Raw genomic sequence first — 15,181 nt, 5'->3', positions numbered from 1 at the left:
GCCCGGTTGGCTGCAACCCGGTTCAGGCGCTGATTTGCTGCGCCTCTTGCCGCATCAGCGCATCCCGATCCACCGAGAAACGAACAATGGTGGCCCCGTTCTGCATCGGGCTGACCGTGCACAACACTTGAATACCGTTTCGCAGATAGATCACGCCTGACCATTCCGCGCGATTTTCCCGCGCCTCCACAAAATCGCGAATTTCGCCAAGGATCGGCGTTGCAGTGCAATTCTCCTGCCAGCTTTTGGTCACTTCAAGAACGGAGTCCGCGTCAAAGCCTGTGTCGCCTGTATCACCCCAAAGCTGTTGGTAGGCGAAATTGGTGAAAGCCAGTGTACCATCGTCACTGAAGACCGCGATGGCGTCGGCCAGTTTGTCCAGAATGGATTGCATCAAATCCATTTCTGACCGGAATCGACGGGTCAGAGTGATCTCGGCAGTGATGTCCTCAAACAAAAAGGCAACCGCTCCATCCGGGTGCGGACGTCCACTGACCGAATAAACCGAGCCGGAGGGCAGGGACCAAGTCTCTTGGTAGTTCCCGTCCTCCGCCGCTTCGAGAAGGTCGTTCATCTGACTGCGCCAGCTGCGGTAATTCTTGGGCTCGGGCATCATGTGCTGATCCCGCAGGCGATCGAAAAAGCTGGACAGGCTGGGGCGGCAGCTTAGGAAATCCGGAGGCAGGGTGGTCAGGTCGATCAGGGCTGGGTTGAACAACGCCAGCTGGCGGTTGCGGTCAAAAATAGCCAGCCCGATGGGCAATTGCGCAAAGGTCTTGGTCATGGTCTGAACGAATTTGCGCTGCGCCACCTCCGCCTCGACGATCGCGTTGATGTCCACGGCATAAGACAAGTGCCCTTCGGGGTGATCTACCAACGTCAGATCGAACCACAGCTTGTTTTCACTGAACTCGGAGGAAATTGAGACCCGCGCCTTTGCGCTTAGCCGTTGGTCGGCATCGGGGACCGGAAACAATGGTGCGGTCAGGTCCGTGTCCTGATCCCGTACTTTGCGCACCAGCGAAACATAAGCAGCATTGCACCAGCGCACATCGCCCTGATGATCCAACAGCCAGACAGGGTAGGGCGCTTTTTCCATGGCAAGGCGGTTTGGATCATTTGATGCGATTTGAGTTATCGAGGGACAATCGGTGCGGTCGCGCAGCTGAACGCGTACAATTCCGTCTATCCATTCGCACAGAACATCGCGTTCAACGGTGCAATCGATGGCCGGGATGACCAGGTTGCCTTCACGCCGGACCTGATCAGGTGTTTCGGGGAATGTTGGAAAATCCCTGTGCAGCAGCCGGCACAGATCGGCCCAATCACGGACCTGCTCGAACCCTTCCAACGCGATGTCCGAGTGACTGATAAGCCGGTCACCATCAAACAGGAATGCCGCATCAAACAAGGAGGCAGGTGAGGACAGCCCAAAATTGTCCCCCCGTTCCCGCCTGCGGGGCAACAGCCACTGAACGGCAAGACTTGCTGAAACAATGCCGATGATGGCCAGAATGATCCAGTCGACCATGCGCCCTCCGGTGCGCGAAACCAAGAAGCGGTACTATGCGCCTTAATGGTTAACGGGGTCTTAACCAATGTTCGCCAGTATCAGGTCAGGTTTGGAACCGTTGGTTTACACCTGAAGGCACAGGCGTATCACCGGTTTGCGCATCCACAAGGTTACGCGGCCAGCTCACTTTGACGATCGCGCCCCGACGTTCGGGGTTATCCGACAGGGTTTGGTAAGGGTCCGATCCGTTGGCGAAATCCAGCTCTGCTCCGCTGCGTTCAAGCAGCGTTTTGGCAATGAAAAGACCCAGACCCATGCCTTCATATTCCGGACGGGTCCTTTTATCGGTCTCACTGCGGCGGCGGCGCATGAAGGGATCGCCGATCCGGCCGATCATCTGCGACGGATATCCACGACCGTCATCCATGATGCTGACGGTGATCTGTTTGGTGGACCATTCCGCCTCGACCCAGACATTTCCGCGCGAAAAATCCACCGCGTTCTGGATCAGGTTGCGCAGGCCGTGAATGATCTCGGGCTTGCGCAGGATCGAGGGCTGCTGCACATCGCCATCCTCGGCCGGGCCTTCGAAGAAATGAACGGTCTTGCCTCGGTTGATATGCGGCTCGGCAGCTTCATGCACCACGGTAGAAAGCGGGGCTTGACGCAGATGCAGGTCGTCTTTGCCCGCCCGGCCCATGTCTCGCAGGATATCGCGGCAACGGTTCGCCTGTTCGCGGATCAGGGCGGCGTCCTCGATAAGGTCGGGCCGGTCATCCAATTCGTCAATCAACTCGGAGCTCGCCAGTTTGATCGTTGCCAGTGGCGTGCCCAGCTCATGCGCGGCGGCGGCGACCACGCCGCCTAGATCGGTCAGCTTCTGTTCGCGTGCAAGCGCCATATGGGTGGCGGCCAGCGCTTCGGACATAGATTGTACCTCTGAGCTGACGCGATGCGAATACGCGCCCAGAAAGACAATTGCGATGACGATTGCGGCCCAGTTTCCGAACAGTAGAATATCTGGGATGTCCAGTTCTGCCCCCAATGCGGTGCGCAAAGGCATGTGGAATTCGGCCAGAAGTGTTGTCAAGGCAATGGCAACGCCGCCGATTATCAGGGTTGACCGGGTGCTCATGACGCTCGCGGAAATCGTGACAGGCCCCACCAGCAACAGCGCAAACGGGTTGTTCAGCCCGCCTGTAAGGTAAAGCAAAATGGTCAGCTGCAGCAGGTCGAACAGTACCATCAGGAAGTTTTCGAACTCGGACAGGCGCTTGTTGCGGGGAAACAGCAGAATTGCAGTCAGATTCCCCATGACCGAGACGCCAATCGCCAGATAGCAAAGCGTTGCGTCCAGCTGGATGTCATAAGTTTGCTGCGCGACGGTGATCGCCGTGATCTGGCCGAAAATGGCCACCCAGCGCAACAAGATCAGTGTGCGTAGCCGAATCCAGCTGCTGCGTTCCTGACCGCGCCATAATGTGATGTTGGAATTTGCCATCGGTCGATTATGTCCTGTTGCATCGGCTGAACTTCTTGATAGGTGTCCCGGCCGAAACGATCAACAACCCCTCTTATGTCAGGATTGATGTCATGGTCCGTCTTTACGCCATCCTCGCAACCGTTGTTCTTGCCGTGGGCCTGGGGGCCATGTGGCTGTTGACGCGCGGTGCCGGATCAGATGACAAGTTCGCACAATGCCGGACCAGTCAGATTGCTGGCGGGACGGCGGCCATCGGCGGGCCTTTTGAACTGCTCAACGGCAAGGGCGAAACAGTCACCGACACCGATGTGATCACCGAGCCGACGCTGGTGTATTTCGGCTATACCTTCTGCCCCGACGTCTGCCCGTTCGATATGTCCCGCAATGCCGAGGCTGTGGACATTCTGGCCGAGCGTGGCCAGTCCGTGACACCCTTGTTCATTTCAATTGACCCGGATCGCGATACGGCCGAAGTGATGGCCGATTATGCCTTTAACCTGGGCGGCAAGACCATCGCGCTGACCGGCACGCCTGAGCAGGTTAAGGCTGCCAGCAAGGCCTACAAAACTTATTACAAGGCCCATGACAAAAGCGATGAGTACTATCTGGTAGACCACTCGACCTTTACCTATCTTGTCACACCCGAGGATGGGTTCATCGAATTCTTCAACCGGGACGACACCGCCGAGCAGATGGCCCACAAGGTTGGCTGTTTCCTCGACAAAATCTAGAAAACGACGGGTTGTTTGACCTTTGGGATGGCGCTGCTATTACTCATGGTTAAGCCAAAGGCGTGAAATAGCGGAAAGAACAGAATATGGCGGACAGCTCTGACCTCGACATCGGCCCCGATAAAACGCTGCTTTTGGTGGACGATGACGAACCGTTTCTGAGACGTCTGGCAAAAGCGATGGAAAAACGCGGGTTCGAGGTTGAAACCGCAGGTTCCGTCGCCGCAGGCCGCGCCATTTCCACCGCCCGCCCGCCCGCCTACGCGGTCGTTGACCTGCGTCTCGAAGATGGCAACGGTCTGGATGTGGTCGAAGTTTTGCGCGAAAAGCGCCCCGACAGCCGGGTTGTGGTCCTGACCGGATACGGTGCGATTGCCACCGCCGTTGCTGCGGTCAAGATCGGCGCCACGGATTACCTGTCGAAACCCGCCGACGCCACCGACATCACCAATGCGCTGCTGGCCAAGGGCGACGAACTGCCCCCACCACCAGAAAATCCCATGAGTGCGGACCGCGTCCGTTGGGAGCATATCCAGCGGGTCTATGAGCTGTGCGACCGGAACGTTTCCGAGACCGCACGGCGCCTGAACATGCACCGTCGGACATTGCAGCGGATATTGGCGAAGCGCAGTCCGCGGTAAAAGCTTAGTTTCACTCCGGGTGTTTGATACGGACCAAATGGGCTTTGCCTCTCTTTTGCCGCATTGGTTCTTCAATTGCGTCTGCAAAACAGGCAAAAGGCGATTTAATGAAAAAGTTGATGCTATCGGTGGTCTTTTCTTTAGGCGGTTTTGGCGCAGCGCAAGCATTCGAAGCTGAAGACTACATACACTTGGGTTCGTGTTCTTACGAAGAACTTGAACAATGTGCGGAAGCCCAGTTCGATGAATGCATGTACGCTGCCGAGGGTTATGACCTTCACTTTCAAGCTCACCGAGCAAGTTGCGCTCGCGCCCTTTCCGAGCAAGCTGACTTGGTGCTGAATGAATTCTACCAATTGGTTCTGTTAAAGACGAAGATCATTGAGCGTGAACTTGATGATACTGCGTATACCGGCCAAGAAGAATTGCTGCGAAACTCCCAGCGTGCGTGGTTGGAGGTCCGGGACACGACCTGTGAGTTAAATGTTCTGTATGGTGCGATTTACAGGGGATACGATACTGCGGTCGTTAATTGCTTGGGGCGTATGACGGTTCGTAGAGTTGCCGATCTGCAAAATGAAATTGGTAGCTATCTAGACTGATTTAAACATAATAGTGTCCCCTAAAGAAGCGCTAACAACTCCCCATATCGCTTCGTATACGCCCGCCGCACCTCTGTCGGTGGGCGCAACGTGATCCCCAAGCCCTTCATCACCGCCTTGTCCGGCCGCCCAAATACCTTGAATGCCATGGCCTAGGAAAAGTCTGCAATATTGCGCCGGTCCTGACGGTTTAGTGACTTGATACCAGTTCCACTTTGCCCGAGGTTCGGGCAGGGAATTCATCTTTCGTCACAATGGAGTAAATCAATGATCGGCTATGTGACTATCGGCGTTTCAGATTTGGAACGCGCCAAGAGTTTTTACACGACACTTTTTGCCGACAAGGGCGCAAAAGTTGTGATCGACGCGGGTCGCATCGCCTTCATCGGAAATGACCCGTCGGCTCCGATGCTGGCCGTTTGCACACCCTACGATGGCGAAGCCTGCGCGACCGGCAACGGTGGAATGGTTGCTTTTGCAGCGGACTCCAAGGATGAGGCCAAAGCGCTTTACGAGAAGGCAATAAGCTTGGGAGCTACAGATGAAGGAGAACCCGGCCAGCGCGTCCCTGATCGGTTCTACGGTGCTTATGCTCGCGATCTGGACGGCAACAAGCTGTGTTTCTACGTCTTCGGTTAAAGCTGGTTCAGCAGAACCTCATGCCGATCCATAAGCGCCCGCCTTACCTGAACAGGCGGGCGTACTCGATTGGCACCTTTTCCTTATGACCCTGACGCGGAATTTGGCGAACCGCAAACCGCGATAGCACGCAATGAACTTGGGTGGATCTGAGCGGTAAACCGTTCAGAGGACTCTCATTTAGGTGGATTGCCAGAGTCCGGATAAATGAACCCGTTCACGGGGTACAAACTGCCATATTGACCCGGAAGGCTTTCGACCCGAACCAAGGTCCAGTCATTGTGCTTGGATACGTCTTTGACGCCCATTTTCAGGGACACCTTGTTGCGATGCCAGTTGGCGTGGTTCACGATGACTTCCCGATCGGTAACAACATCTGACACGACAGCCACATGGCCAAGCGGCATCCCGCGGGTTGCCCGAAACGACATCACCGCACCCACGACCGGCTCATTGCCGCGGCCAAAAGAACTGCGCGCCTTGCCCCACCAATCCTTTGCGTTGCCGCGAATTTCGATACCGCTGAGGCTGCGTGCGTAGGGAACACACCATACTCTTTGCCCCCGCGCCTGTTTTTGAGAGACCTCTCGCAACGCCATTGACTGACGTTCCGGATCAAGTTCCACATCGGTTGGGTTGTGCGAGCAGGCAGAAATCAGACTAAAGAGCCCAACCGCAAGCGCGGTTCGGGTTTTGCCGGACAAGCGCGGCCAGGTCGTACTCGTATTGCGCATGTCGTTGTTCAAGAAGCTTCACTGCCCGTTCGAAGACAAGCATGTTTTAGGGTGATCCGATGGGTTGTGAAAAGAGGCCTGCCAATACGCGGCAAGATTTTGCCGGTTCTCTGTTACATGATTGAAACACTGGTTGAGCTTTTAACTGTACCCATATCCTGCAGGTTGAGTACAGGCTTGCGCAGGCTTTTCCCTTGGGATGAGAACCGACAGTGGATGAGACCGGTATTTTATAGCGAGGATATCAACGCCTCATGCCGCGCCATAAACGCTTCTCGAACCTCAACCGGAGGTCTGAGCGTTATTTGCAAGCCCTCCATCACGGTCTGATCGGGCCGACCAAAGAACTTTGTCGCCTCATCCTCGGAAAACCCGGAAATCTGGGTCGCTTCCATCCATGCGCTGATCTTGTCGGCCTTCTTGATCTGCCGTTTCACCGTTTTCGGCACCTCGGCGGGTAATCCGAACCGGATATGAATCGCCGCCGCCAGACGGTCATCCAGCGCACCGTAATCCGGGCCAACGGCGGATTTGACGGGTGAGATCATGTCTCCGATCACATATTCCGGCGCATCGTGTAACAGCGCGGCCAATCGCCACTTCACGGGCGCTTTGGGTGCAATCCGGCCGAAAAGCTCTTCAACCAGAAGGGAGTGCTCGGCCACGGAATAGGCATAATCGCCAGCGGTTTGCCCGTTCCAGCGCGCCACAAAGGCCAGACCGTGCGCGATATCTTCAATCTCGATATCCACGGGCGTCGGATCCAGCAAATCCAGCCTGCGGCCGGAAAGCATTCGCTGCCATGCTCTGGGTTGTGTTGCCATTCTGCCATGCCTTGTGAACTAGGACACGTTAACTTCGCGCTTTTGTGCTATGATGTACCTGTCTGGATCACAGGCTGCCAACAAATTCTTGAGCTTTCGTGCTTTGAACCTGCACGTATTGATCCCGACATATGGACTGAGGGGGGCGTACTCCTTTCAGTTGTGCCCCTCTCGAACCGAAACGCGTATCGAAAGGAGCATGTTATGTTCAAACGTTTATTCGCAATAACCCTGACCTTCGGCATGGCCGCCACAGCGCCGCCTGCTTTCGCCAAAAGCTGCGCACAACGCGCGGATGTGATCGCCAAACTGCAAAGCAGCTATTCAGAAGAGCTGGTCTTTGGCGGACTGCAGAAAACACGCGGCGCGCGGGCAGTTATGGAGGTTTGGACCTCGAAGACAACCGGAAGCTATACGGTTCTGGTGACCCAGGCGAACGGCATTAGTTGTATTGTCGCCGTTGGCACAGATTTTTTTGAAGCGATACCAAAGATAGAACTAAAGGGTGAACCAAGTTGATTTAGACGGACGGTTTATCCCCTTTCCGGCCATTTGCGTTGCCACCTGCCCCAAGGAATGCTAGGGGCTGCCCGGACTATGATTTACCGGAAATGGAGCACCTGATGGCCGGGGACTATATCGTTAAAGACATTTCATTGGCTGGGTTTGGCCGCAAAGAGCTGGACATTGCCGAAACCGAGATGCCGGGCCTGATGTCCCTGCGTTCAGAATATGGCGAAAGCAAACCTCTGGCGGGTGCCCGTATCGTCGGTTCGCTGCACATGACCATCCAGACGGCTGTTCTGATCGAAACTCTGGTCGCGCTGGGCGCGGACGTGCGCTGGGCATCGTGCAACATCTTCTCGACCCAGGACCATGCGGCGGCTGCAATTGCAGAGGCTGGCATTCCTGTATTCGCTATCAAAGGCCAGACGCTTGAAGAGCACTGGGATTATCTGGACAAATCCTTCCTGTTCGACGAAGGCCCAAACATGATCCTGGACGATGGCGGCGACGCGACATTGTACATTCTGCTGGGCGCACGTGCCGAAGCGGGTGAGGACATCATTGCTGTTCCGACGTCCGAAGAAGAAGAAGTCATCAAAGCGCAGATCGCCAAACGCATGGCAGCATCCCCGGGCTGGTTCACCAAGATGCGCGACCAGATTCAGGGCGTGTCTGAGGAAACCACCACCGGTGTGAACCGCCTGTATCAACTGGTGAAAGACGGCCAACTGCCGTTCCCGGCGATCAATGTGAACGATAGCGTCACCAAGTCGAAGTTTGACAACAAATACGGCTGCAAGGAATCGCTGGTTGACGGCATCCGCCGCGCCACTGACACTATGATGGCCGGCAAGGTTGCCGTGGTTTGCGGTTACGGTGACGTTGGCAAAGGCTCAGCCGCGTCGCTGCGCGGTGCTGGTGCCCGTGTGAAAGTGACCGAAGTTGACCCGATCTGTGCCCTGCAGGCCGCGATGGACGGTTTCGAAGTCACGCTGCTGGAAGACGAAGTCGCATCGGCCGACATCTTCATCACCACAACCGGCAATAAGGACGTGATCCGCATCGAGCATATGCGCGAGATGAAGGACATGGCCATCGTCGGCAACATCGGCCACTTTGACAACGAAATTCAGGTGGCCAGCCTGAAGAACCACAAATGGACCAACATCAAGGAACAGGTGGACATGATCGAACTGCCCTCGGGCAATCGCATCATCCTTCTGTCCGAAGGCCGTCTGCTGAACCTTGGTAATGCGACCGGTCACCCATCTTTCGTGATGTCGGCCTCGTTCACCAACCAGGTTCTGGCGCAGATCGAGCTGTTCACCAAGGGCGACCAGTATAACAACGACGTCTACATCCTGCCCAAGCATCTGGATGAGAAGGTCGCGCGTTTGCATCTGGATCGCATCGGCGTCAAGCTGACCCAGATGGACAACGAGCAGGCGTCTTACATTGGCGTGAAGCCCGAAGGCCCCTACAAGCCGGAACATTACCGTTATTGAGTGCGAAAAAACGCATGAGCAAACACTCCGGACGCCGCCGATTCCTGTTATCGGCGGCGTCTTTTGTTTTCAGTATCGCCGTTGTCGCCATCCTGTTCGGAGGGGGCGGATGGTGGTTGCTGGCGCACCCGGAAACACCCGTGCCAACGCATTGGAACCCCCTGCGAGAGCTGAAAGTCACCGCGCCAGTCACGCCAATCACCCGGTTTCAGCTTAATCGCGCGCTAGCGAACGAAGTACAGTGCCGCGCCGCCTTGGCCGACGCCGGCGCGAACTTTGAGGCGATGGATGATCTGGTCGTGGATGAGAATTGCGGCATCACCGGGCGCGGCCTGTTGTCTGCGCTGGTGACAGCGGATGTAAATGCGGTCGAAACCAGTTGCGCGACCACTCTGCGGCTGGCCATGTGGGAACATCATATAATTCAACCCGCTGCGAGAGATCTTTTGGGCACGCAGGTCAGTCGCTTGCGGCATGTGGGCAGTTACAATTGCCGCCAGATGCGTACCGCTCAGGGTCAGAGCAGTGGTTGGAGTAGCCATGCCAAGGCGGATTCCATTGATATTGTTGGTTTGCAATTCGCGGATGGGCGCAGTCTGACATTGCTATCCGATTGGGGCGACGAAGGACCTGAAGGTCAATTTCTGCACCAGATCTGGCGCGGCGCATGTGATTGGTTTCGTGTGGTATTGGGTCCTGATTTCAATCGCTTGCACGCGGACCACTTTCATCTACAGGGTCCCGGATGGGGTTATTGCCGATAGGTTATCTTGGCGGGTATTTAACGCAGGGACGGAAAGAAATCTCCGCGTCCTTGTGGTGTGAAGTCCAGAATGTTCCACAGCGGCCACGCCGCATCCACGTGCCGCGGATGCCAGTCACTGGGCTCGAAGAACAGCTCAGAACTCCAGAAATGGCTTATGCCGTCCGCATCGCGCTGAAAGATGTTCAGGATCGGCAGTTGGCTTCCATCCTCGGCCTCAGCCAGATAGTCGCGCTGATAGTCTGTGCCCAATGCAGAATAAAGCGGTAGATCATCCCACGACATATCCGCTTTCAGCGCTGCCAGCCTTTCACAGGTGTTTTGCGCCACGACCGCAAAGGCGATTTTCTGCGATATATGGGCGATCTGCCCATTCAACCCGTCCAGGAAGGCAGAACACATCGGGCAAGGTGCCTCTGCATCCGGCCCGTACATAAGCGAGTATATAGCCAAGGTGTCATGTGATCCGAACAGGGACGACAACGGTGTCGGCGCACCCCGGTCTGATCGAAAGGCATAGTCCCGCGGAATTGCCCCGCCTTTGGGCAAACTACGACGCAGCTTTGCAACATTTTCAATCTGAGCCCGCAATTCAGCCTCAGCCGACAGCAAGGTGTTTCGTGCGGTTCTGTATTGCGAAGTTTCGTTGGGTAGCGACACGGGCATTGTTACCTCCTGGTTCCGGAACGAGCATTGTATTTAACTTTATTGTTAAATAAAGGGCCATCAAAATCAAGCCTCAGATCAAACCGGCAGGGTTTAGGGGGAATGCCGCTAATTTTTCCCTTTGTGCAAATTCCCGCTCCCGTTACCGTGTCTGCGGCGCTGGTAGGGCCAAAAACGAGTTTCAACCGGGAGATAACCATGGGAAAACGCGACGACCTGATCGCTAAATATGCCGAGGACCTGAAGTCCAAATGCGGTATGGACGCAGATATGGATCTGCTGACCAAAGTCACAATCGGCTGTGGCCCTGCAATTTATGACGCCGACGCATCGACAGTCGCGGCAACTCAGGAAGGTGAGTTGGAAACGGTCAAGAACAACTTCCTCATCAAAAAGCTGGGCCTGTCGGACGGACCGGAACTGATGGAAGCGATCAACAAGGCCCTTGAGACCTATGGTATGTCCGAGCGCAACAAATACCGCGCCGTCGTGTATTACATGCTGACAAAGCATTTCGGCAAAGAGGCTGTTTACGGCTGATCCCGCTATACTTTTTTTGCAGCGCCCGTCAGATCCTTGGCGGGCGGTTCCAATTTTAGGTACTTGCCGTTTGAACTGCGCCGCAAGGATCGGCTATTGTCAGCATGTGACCAGGACGGTCAGAGCCAAAATTTCCATACGCGTGTGGTGAGTCGGGAGCACGCGGGGTAGGGAAGGTTCTGCATCTGTCAGGGCCTTCCCTTTAATCTGTTATTAATCAGCCTGCGTGCCGCCCAGATCGCAGATCACCTGCCATTCCGCATCGCTGACCGGCTGAACGGACAGGCGAGAGTTTTTGACCAGCACCATTTCCGCCAAACGTTCGTCGGCCTTGATCTGATCCAGCGTGACGGGGGTTGCAAACGGGCGCACGGCCTTGATGTCCACGCATTCCCAACGCTCATCATCCGTGGTGCTATCGGGATGCGCCTCGGCGCAGACCTCGACAATTCCGACAATCGCCTTGTCCTTTTGCGAGTGGTAGAAGAACCCGCGGTCGCCGACCGCCATCTGGCGCATGAAATTGCGCGCCTGATAGTTGCGCACGCCGTCCCATTCTTCGCCCGCATCCCCTTTTGCAACCTGCTGGTCCCAACCCCAGGTCGATGGTTCGGATTTGAACAGCCAGTACGCCATCAGCCTATGACCTTTTTCCACGCAATCAGGTCAACCGATTGGAACAACCCGGCTTTTGCATAAGGATCGTTGTCCGCCCAATTTTGCGCGGCGGCCATGTCTTCGACCTCCAGAATGATCAACGAGCCGATCATTGCGTCGCCGTTCAGCAAGGGACCCGCCTGCGCAACGACACCCGTTTCCTCAATATAGGCCAGGTGGGCAGCGCGATTGTCCAGCCGGGTTTGCAGCGCGCCGTCCTTGTCACGGGCGATGAGAGCGATCAGCATATTATTCCTCCTTCAGGGGTCGGTTGAGCAGGGCTCGGATAGCTTCGGTCACACTGTAGGCGCCACTGCTAAGGTCTGCCACCGTTGTACTGATTGGCATGTCCAGCCCTTCGGCGGCGGCAATTTCCGTCATGGCCCGCGCTGTGGCGACCCCTTCAACAGTGGTGTGGGTGTCGAACTGGATCTTCCGACCCAATGATAGGCCAAAGCGATAGTTTCGGGACAGTTCGGACGAACAAGTCAGGACCAGATCCCCCAATCCAGACAATCCCATCAGAGTGTCAGGTCGCGCCCCGCGCATCAGCGCAAAGCGCTGCATTTCTGCAAACCCGCGTGTCATTAAAGCGGCGCGTGCGCTGTCGCCCAACCCGGCCCCGATTGCAGCGCCGCATCCGATGGCCATTACGTTCTTCAACGCGCCGCCAAGTTCCGCCCCAATCATGTCGGTGGTTCGATAAAGGCGCAGGTTGGCAGTGGTCAGGTCGTGTTGCAGCGTCAGACTCAGCGAGTCATCTGCGCAGGCCAAGGTTAGCGCCGTTGGCAGTCCGCGTGCAATGTCGTCGGCAAAGCTGGGCCCGGTCAGCAGGGCGGGTCGCGCATCCGGGATCGTTTGCTGGATCACTGAAATCGGCCCAAGCCCGGACGATAGCTCGATACCCTTGCAGCACGCCACCAAGGTTTTTCCGGCCAGATCAGAGGCCTGCGCTTGCAAGGCATCGCGCAACTTTTGCATAGGGACAGCTATCAGCAGAACATCAGCCTTGGTCGCCTGATCGATGTTCGATGTCACCGTGATATCAGCAGGCAAAGCCACGCCAGGCAAACGCTGGGTGTTTTCACGCGCTGTTTGCATATGCTGGGCCTGATCCTGATCCCGAGACCACAGCGTGACCGGCCCGTTCCCGGCCAGTGAAATGGCCAGGCTTGTGCCGAATGCGCCGGATCCCAGAACGGAAACGCTCATGCCTTGGCGCCTTTCTTGCCGCCGCCCAGCATAGCAGGACTGGTCTTGTCCAAAGGCCAGCGAGGGCGCGCCGTAAGGTCCAGACCATCCCGCGCACCAGCGCGAAATCGTTCCATGCCGGCATAGGCAATCATGGCGGCATTGTCGGTACACAGGTTGAGCGGCGGTGCAGTAAACCGGGCGTCCTTTTCGGCACAAACAGTCTCTAACGCAGCCCGAATGGCAGAATTGGCGGCAACGCCGCCAGCGACGGCAATAACTGTGTCTGTAGGGTTTTCCTCAAGATACCTGTCAATCGCGCGGCGGGTCTTCTCGGCCAGCGTATCGACGATGGCTTGTTGGAACCCGGCACACAGATCAGCGCGGTCCTGACGGGTCAGGCCGCCCTTTTCGGCAACAATCTGATCCCGCATCCGCATCAACGCGGTTTTCAACCCCGAAAAGGACAGATCGCATCCCGGCCGATCCAGAAGAGGTCGGGGAAACCGGAAACGCTTGGGATCGCCAGAATGTGCTTCAACCTCCACCGAAGGACCGCCGGGTTGCGACAGGCCCAGCAAACGGGCGGTTTTGTCGAACGCTTCTCCGGGCGCGTCGTCAATGGTTCCGCCCAGTCGGGTAAATTGTTCCGGCCCGTGCGCGATCAGGTACTGGCAGTGTCCGCCTGAAACCAGCAGGATCAGGTAGGGAAAGGCTATGCTATCCGTTAACCGGGGCGTCAGCGCATGACCGGCCAGATGGTTTACACCGATCAAGGGAAGCCCGGTCGCAGCGCTCAGCCCCTTGGCGCACATGACGCCGGACATGACCCCTCCGATCAGGCCGGGACCCGCAGTGACGGCGATCGCATCCATATCTGCCAGTGTCAGTCCTGCGACCTCCAATGCCTGCACCACGCAAATGTCCAGCTTTTCGGCATGGGCCCGCGCTGCGATTTCGGGTACGACCCCGCCAAATGCGCTGTGCAGCTCGGTTTGACCGTGAACGATAGACGACAGAACCTCGGCACCCGCACCATCGGATTGGCGCACAACAGCGGCGGCCGTGTCATCACAGCTGCTTTCCAATCCAAGAACGGTAAGTGTTTGCACCATAGGCCTGATCCGTTGCATCATGACACTCAAGCGGGGTATCACCCTGCGCGGACGCAAACAATCCCAAGGCCGAAGGCCCCGCCATTGTATTTGTTGATGACCCGCCCTCGCGCCGCCTCTGAAAGGTTTGTGGCACAGCTTTCGGACCGCGTCAGGTCACGGATAGACGTCATCTATTCTCCAATCCTGGAAATCCGACCCCTGAGGGTTGCGGTCGAAACGGACGGAATTCGCGGATTGATCTTTACTTCGGCCAACTCGGTCAATGCCGCCGCTTCGCTTGGCGTCAAACCCAATCTGCCCGCCTATTGTGTTGGTCCGGCGACCACTGAAACCGCCAAAGGGGCCGGATGGGATGCAATGATGGTGGGCAATACCGCCGAAGAACTGGTGGCCTACCTTTTGAAGCAGCGGCCTGAAAGCCCGTTGCTGCATCTCAGGGGTGAACATACGCGGGGAAATGTTGCCAGACGCCTGACCGAATCGGGGCTGACAGTTCGCGATCAGATTGTCTATCAACAGCGCCTGTTACCGCTGACATCCGAAGCGGCTGCGGCTGCATCCGGTGACAGACCTGTGCTCGCGCCGCTGTTTTCGCCCCGAACGGCGCGACAATTTGCCGAAATCTGGACCGGAACAGCACCTTTGTGGCTGATTTCCATCAGCGAAGCCACGGCCGAGCCCCTTTATTCTTTGGACTATGAGCGCCTAAAGATCGCCAAAGAGCCGACACCCAAGAAAATGCGGAAAGCCGTGAAAAAGCTTGTCAAACACGCGATGCGGGTTGAGCGTGGAGAGACCACTGATTAACTTAGAGTGGCCTGTTATTCATATGAAATTGGATTCGATAAGGGGAACGTCGCGGTGGCTCGTAAGAAAAAGACCGATCAAAAGCCGGTGGAAGACCCCAAGTCGGACGAAACGGTTGAATTCACCTCGCAGCGTGATGAGACAGTCGTTGACGCGGATGAGCCGCTAGAAGAGACCCTTTCCGAAGCAGAAGCAGAAGCAGAAGCAGAAGCAGAAGCAGAAGCAGAAGCAGAAGCAGAAGCAGAAGCAGAAGCAGAAGC

The 15,181-nt window shown here is 56.5% G+C and carries 18 protein-coding genes and 1 pseudogene; 10 read left to right on the top strand and 9 right to left on the bottom strand.

All coding sequences use genetic code 11. From position 1 onward, the window contains the following. Nucleotides 1-22: 22 nt before the first annotated feature. Together AC2FFP_RS07035 and regB are read right to left on the bottom strand one after the other, a co-directional pair. Nucleotides 23-1,531, bottom strand: coding sequence for a PAS-domain containing protein (locus AC2FFP_RS07035; protein WP_496844817.1), 1,509 nt, complete (start codon nt 1,529-1,531; stop codon nt 23-25). A gap of 85 nt (nt 1,532-1,616) precedes the next feature. Beyond that, complete coding sequence (gene regB, locus AC2FFP_RS07030) at nt 1,617-3,014, bottom strand: sensor histidine kinase RegB (RefSeq protein WP_496844816.1); 1,398 nt, start codon at nt 3,012-3,014, stop codon at nt 1,617-1,619. 92 nt (nt 3,015-3,106) lie between these two features. Between regB and AC2FFP_RS07025 the strand changes: the two genes are divergently transcribed. The 4 genes from AC2FFP_RS07025 to AC2FFP_RS07010 all read left to right on the top strand — a co-directional run bounded on the left by AC2FFP_RS07025 (nt 3,107) and on the right by AC2FFP_RS07010 (nt 5,609). Continuing rightward, complete coding sequence (locus AC2FFP_RS07025) at nt 3,107-3,727, top strand: SCO family protein (protein WP_496739296.1); 621 nt, start codon at nt 3,107-3,109, stop codon at nt 3,725-3,727. A gap of 86 nt (nt 3,728-3,813) precedes the next feature. After that, a complete protein-coding gene (locus AC2FFP_RS07020; protein ID WP_058275167.1) occupies nt 3,814-4,368 on the top strand; it encodes an ActR/PrrA/RegA family redox response regulator transcription factor in 555 nt (184 codons plus the stop codon). A 107-nt stretch (nt 4,369-4,475) separates the two neighbouring features. Further along, nucleotides 4,476-4,970, top strand: a complete 495-nt coding sequence (locus tag AC2FFP_RS07015) for a lysozyme inhibitor LprI family protein (protein ID WP_496766065.1) — start codon at nt 4,476-4,478, stop codon at nt 4,968-4,970. 267 nt (nt 4,971-5,237) lie between these two features. Continuing rightward, nucleotides 5,238-5,609, top strand: a complete 372-nt coding sequence (locus tag AC2FFP_RS07010) for a VOC family protein (protein WP_480794865.1) — start codon at nt 5,238-5,240, stop codon at nt 5,607-5,609. A 176-nt stretch (nt 5,610-5,785) separates the two neighbouring features. On the opposite strand, the gene AC2FFP_RS07005 is transcribed toward AC2FFP_RS07010, so the two are convergent. Both AC2FFP_RS07005 and AC2FFP_RS07000 read right to left on the bottom strand, forming a co-directional pair. Next, nucleotides 5,786-6,343: a CHAP domain-containing protein gene (locus AC2FFP_RS07005; RefSeq protein ID WP_496880850.1), complete on the bottom strand. Its 558-nt coding sequence runs from the start codon at nt 6,341-6,343 to the stop codon at nt 5,786-5,788. 230 nt (nt 6,344-6,573) lie between these two features. Beyond that, nucleotides 6,574-7,167 carry an HD domain-containing protein gene (locus AC2FFP_RS07000; RefSeq protein WP_496766071.1) on the bottom strand — a complete coding sequence of 198 codons (594 nt, stop codon included), beginning with the start codon at nt 7,165-7,167 and terminating at the stop codon, nt 6,574-6,576. A 204-nt stretch (nt 7,168-7,371) separates the two neighbouring features. On the opposite strand from AC2FFP_RS07000, the gene AC2FFP_RS06995 reads away from it, so the two are divergent. The 3 genes from AC2FFP_RS06995 (at nt 7,372) to AC2FFP_RS06985 (ending at nt 9,943) form a co-directional block, all read left to right on the top strand. After that, nucleotides 7,372-7,686 carry a hypothetical protein gene (locus tag AC2FFP_RS06995; protein WP_496766073.1) on the top strand — a complete coding sequence of 105 codons (315 nt, stop codon included), beginning with the start codon at nt 7,372-7,374 and terminating at the stop codon, nt 7,684-7,686. A 104-nt stretch (nt 7,687-7,790) separates the two neighbouring features. Continuing rightward, on the top strand, nt 7,791-9,179 hold the full coding sequence (ahcY, locus tag AC2FFP_RS06990; protein WP_496766075.1) for an adenosylhomocysteinase: 1,389 nt from the start codon (nt 7,791-7,793) through the stop codon (nt 9,177-9,179). A gap of 14 nt (nt 9,180-9,193) precedes the next feature. Beyond that, the gene (locus AC2FFP_RS06985; protein WP_496766077.1) at nt 9,194-9,943 is read left to right on the top strand and encodes an extensin-like domain-containing protein; all 750 of its coding nucleotides are present in this window, start codon (nt 9,194-9,196) and stop codon (nt 9,941-9,943) included. 17 nt (nt 9,944-9,960) lie between these two features. On the opposite strand, the gene AC2FFP_RS06980 is transcribed toward AC2FFP_RS06985, so the two are convergent. Beyond that, entirely contained in the window at nt 9,961-10,608 is a 648-nt protein-coding gene (locus tag AC2FFP_RS06980; RefSeq protein WP_496766079.1) for a DUF899 family protein, read from the bottom strand. A 198-nt stretch (nt 10,609-10,806) separates the two neighbouring features. Between AC2FFP_RS06980 and AC2FFP_RS06975 the strand changes: the two genes are divergently transcribed. Next, nucleotides 10,807-11,148 carry a DUF2853 family protein gene (locus AC2FFP_RS06975; protein ID WP_282153670.1) on the top strand — a complete coding sequence of 114 codons (342 nt, stop codon included), beginning with the start codon at nt 10,807-10,809 and terminating at the stop codon, nt 11,146-11,148. Nucleotides 11,149-11,361: 213 nt separating this feature from the next. On the opposite strand, the gene AC2FFP_RS06970 is transcribed toward AC2FFP_RS06975, so the two are convergent. From AC2FFP_RS06970 to tsaD, 4 genes are read right to left on the bottom strand one after another with little or no spacing between them, the layout of a single operon-like run. Further along, nucleotides 11,362-11,784 (bottom strand): EVE domain-containing protein, encoded by a 423-nt coding sequence (locus AC2FFP_RS06970; RefSeq protein WP_496844814.1) that lies wholly within the window; start codon nt 11,782-11,784, stop codon nt 11,362-11,364. Next, nucleotides 11,784-12,053: a YciI family protein gene (locus AC2FFP_RS06965; protein WP_496736545.1), complete on the bottom strand. Its 270-nt coding sequence runs from the start codon at nt 12,051-12,053 to the stop codon at nt 11,784-11,786. The genes AC2FFP_RS06970 and AC2FFP_RS06965 overlap by 1 nt, the downstream gene beginning before the upstream one ends. 1 nt (nt 12,054) lies before the next feature. Continuing rightward, the gene (locus tag AC2FFP_RS06960) at nt 12,055-13,017 is read right to left on the bottom strand and encodes an NAD(P)H-dependent glycerol-3-phosphate dehydrogenase (protein ID WP_496844813.1); all 963 of its coding nucleotides are present in this window, start codon (nt 13,015-13,017) and stop codon (nt 12,055-12,057) included. Continuing rightward, on the bottom strand, nt 13,014-14,111 hold the full coding sequence (tsaD, locus tag AC2FFP_RS06955) for a tRNA (adenosine(37)-N6)-threonylcarbamoyltransferase complex transferase subunit TsaD (RefSeq protein WP_496880849.1): 1,098 nt from the start codon (nt 14,109-14,111) through the stop codon (nt 13,014-13,016). Before tsaD ends, AC2FFP_RS06960 begins: the two co-directional genes overlap by 4 nt. A 96-nt stretch (nt 14,112-14,207) precedes the next feature. On the opposite strand from tsaD, the gene AC2FFP_RS06950 reads away from it, so the two are divergent. Then, complete coding sequence (locus tag AC2FFP_RS06950; RefSeq protein ID WP_496880848.1) at nt 14,208-14,921, top strand: uroporphyrinogen-III synthase; 714 nt, start codon at nt 14,208-14,210, stop codon at nt 14,919-14,921. 54 nt (nt 14,922-14,975) lie between these two features. After that, nucleotides 14,976-15,181, top strand: a pseudogene (locus tag AC2FFP_RS06945) (hypothetical protein); the annotation flags it as partial.

The sequence above is a fragment of the Ruegeria sp. YTSC004 genome (genome assembly GCF_059609805.1).
This window is presented reverse-complemented; position numbering and strand designations above follow the sequence as displayed.

Bases quoted from the DNA above. Each gene is read 5' to 3' on its own strand.
- AC2FFP_RS07035 (WP_496844817.1), bottom strand. From the start codon at position 1,531: ATGGTCGACTGGATCATTCTGGCCATCATCGGCATTGTTTCAGCAAGT.
- regB (WP_496844816.1), bottom strand. From the start codon at position 3,014: ATGGCAAATTCCAACATCACATTATGGCGCGGTCAGGAACGCAGCAGC.
- AC2FFP_RS07025 (WP_496739296.1), top strand. From the start codon at position 3,107: ATGGTCCGTCTTTACGCCATCCTCGCAACCGTTGTTCTTGCCGTGGGC.
- AC2FFP_RS07020 (WP_058275167.1), top strand. From the start codon at position 3,814: ATGGCGGACAGCTCTGACCTCGACATCGGCCCCGATAAAACGCTGCTT.
- AC2FFP_RS07015 (WP_496766065.1), top strand. From the start codon at position 4,476: ATGAAAAAGTTGATGCTATCGGTGGTCTTTTCTTTAGGCGGTTTTGGC.
- AC2FFP_RS07010 (WP_480794865.1), top strand. From the start codon at position 5,238: ATGATCGGCTATGTGACTATCGGCGTTTCAGATTTGGAACGCGCCAAG.
- AC2FFP_RS07005 (WP_496880850.1), bottom strand. From the start codon at position 6,343: ATGCGCAATACGAGTACGACCTGGCCGCGCTTGTCCGGCAAAACCCGA.
- AC2FFP_RS07000 (WP_496766071.1), bottom strand. From the start codon at position 7,167: ATGGCAACACAACCCAGAGCATGGCAGCGAATGCTTTCCGGCCGCAGG.
- AC2FFP_RS06995 (WP_496766073.1), top strand. From the start codon at position 7,372: ATGTTCAAACGTTTATTCGCAATAACCCTGACCTTCGGCATGGCCGCC.
- ahcY (WP_496766075.1), top strand. From the start codon at position 7,791: ATGGCCGGGGACTATATCGTTAAAGACATTTCATTGGCTGGGTTTGGC.
- AC2FFP_RS06985 (WP_496766077.1), top strand. From the start codon at position 9,194: ATGAGCAAACACTCCGGACGCCGCCGATTCCTGTTATCGGCGGCGTCT.
- AC2FFP_RS06980 (WP_496766079.1), bottom strand. From the start codon at position 10,608: ATGCCCGTGTCGCTACCCAACGAAACTTCGCAATACAGAACCGCACGA.
- AC2FFP_RS06975 (WP_282153670.1), top strand. From the start codon at position 10,807: ATGGGAAAACGCGACGACCTGATCGCTAAATATGCCGAGGACCTGAAG.
- AC2FFP_RS06970 (WP_496844814.1), bottom strand. From the start codon at position 11,784: ATGGCGTACTGGCTGTTCAAATCCGAACCATCGACCTGGGGTTGGGAC.
- AC2FFP_RS06965 (WP_496736545.1), bottom strand. From the start codon at position 12,053: ATGCTGATCGCTCTCATCGCCCGTGACAAGGACGGCGCGCTGCAAACC.
- AC2FFP_RS06960 (WP_496844813.1), bottom strand. From the start codon at position 13,017: ATGAGCGTTTCCGTTCTGGGATCCGGCGCATTCGGCACAAGCCTGGCC.
- tsaD (WP_496880849.1), bottom strand. From the start codon at position 14,111: ATGGTGCAAACACTTACCGTTCTTGGATTGGAAAGCAGCTGTGATGAC.
- AC2FFP_RS06950 (WP_496880848.1), top strand. From the start codon at position 14,208: ATGACCCGCCCTCGCGCCGCCTCTGAAAGGTTTGTGGCACAGCTTTCG.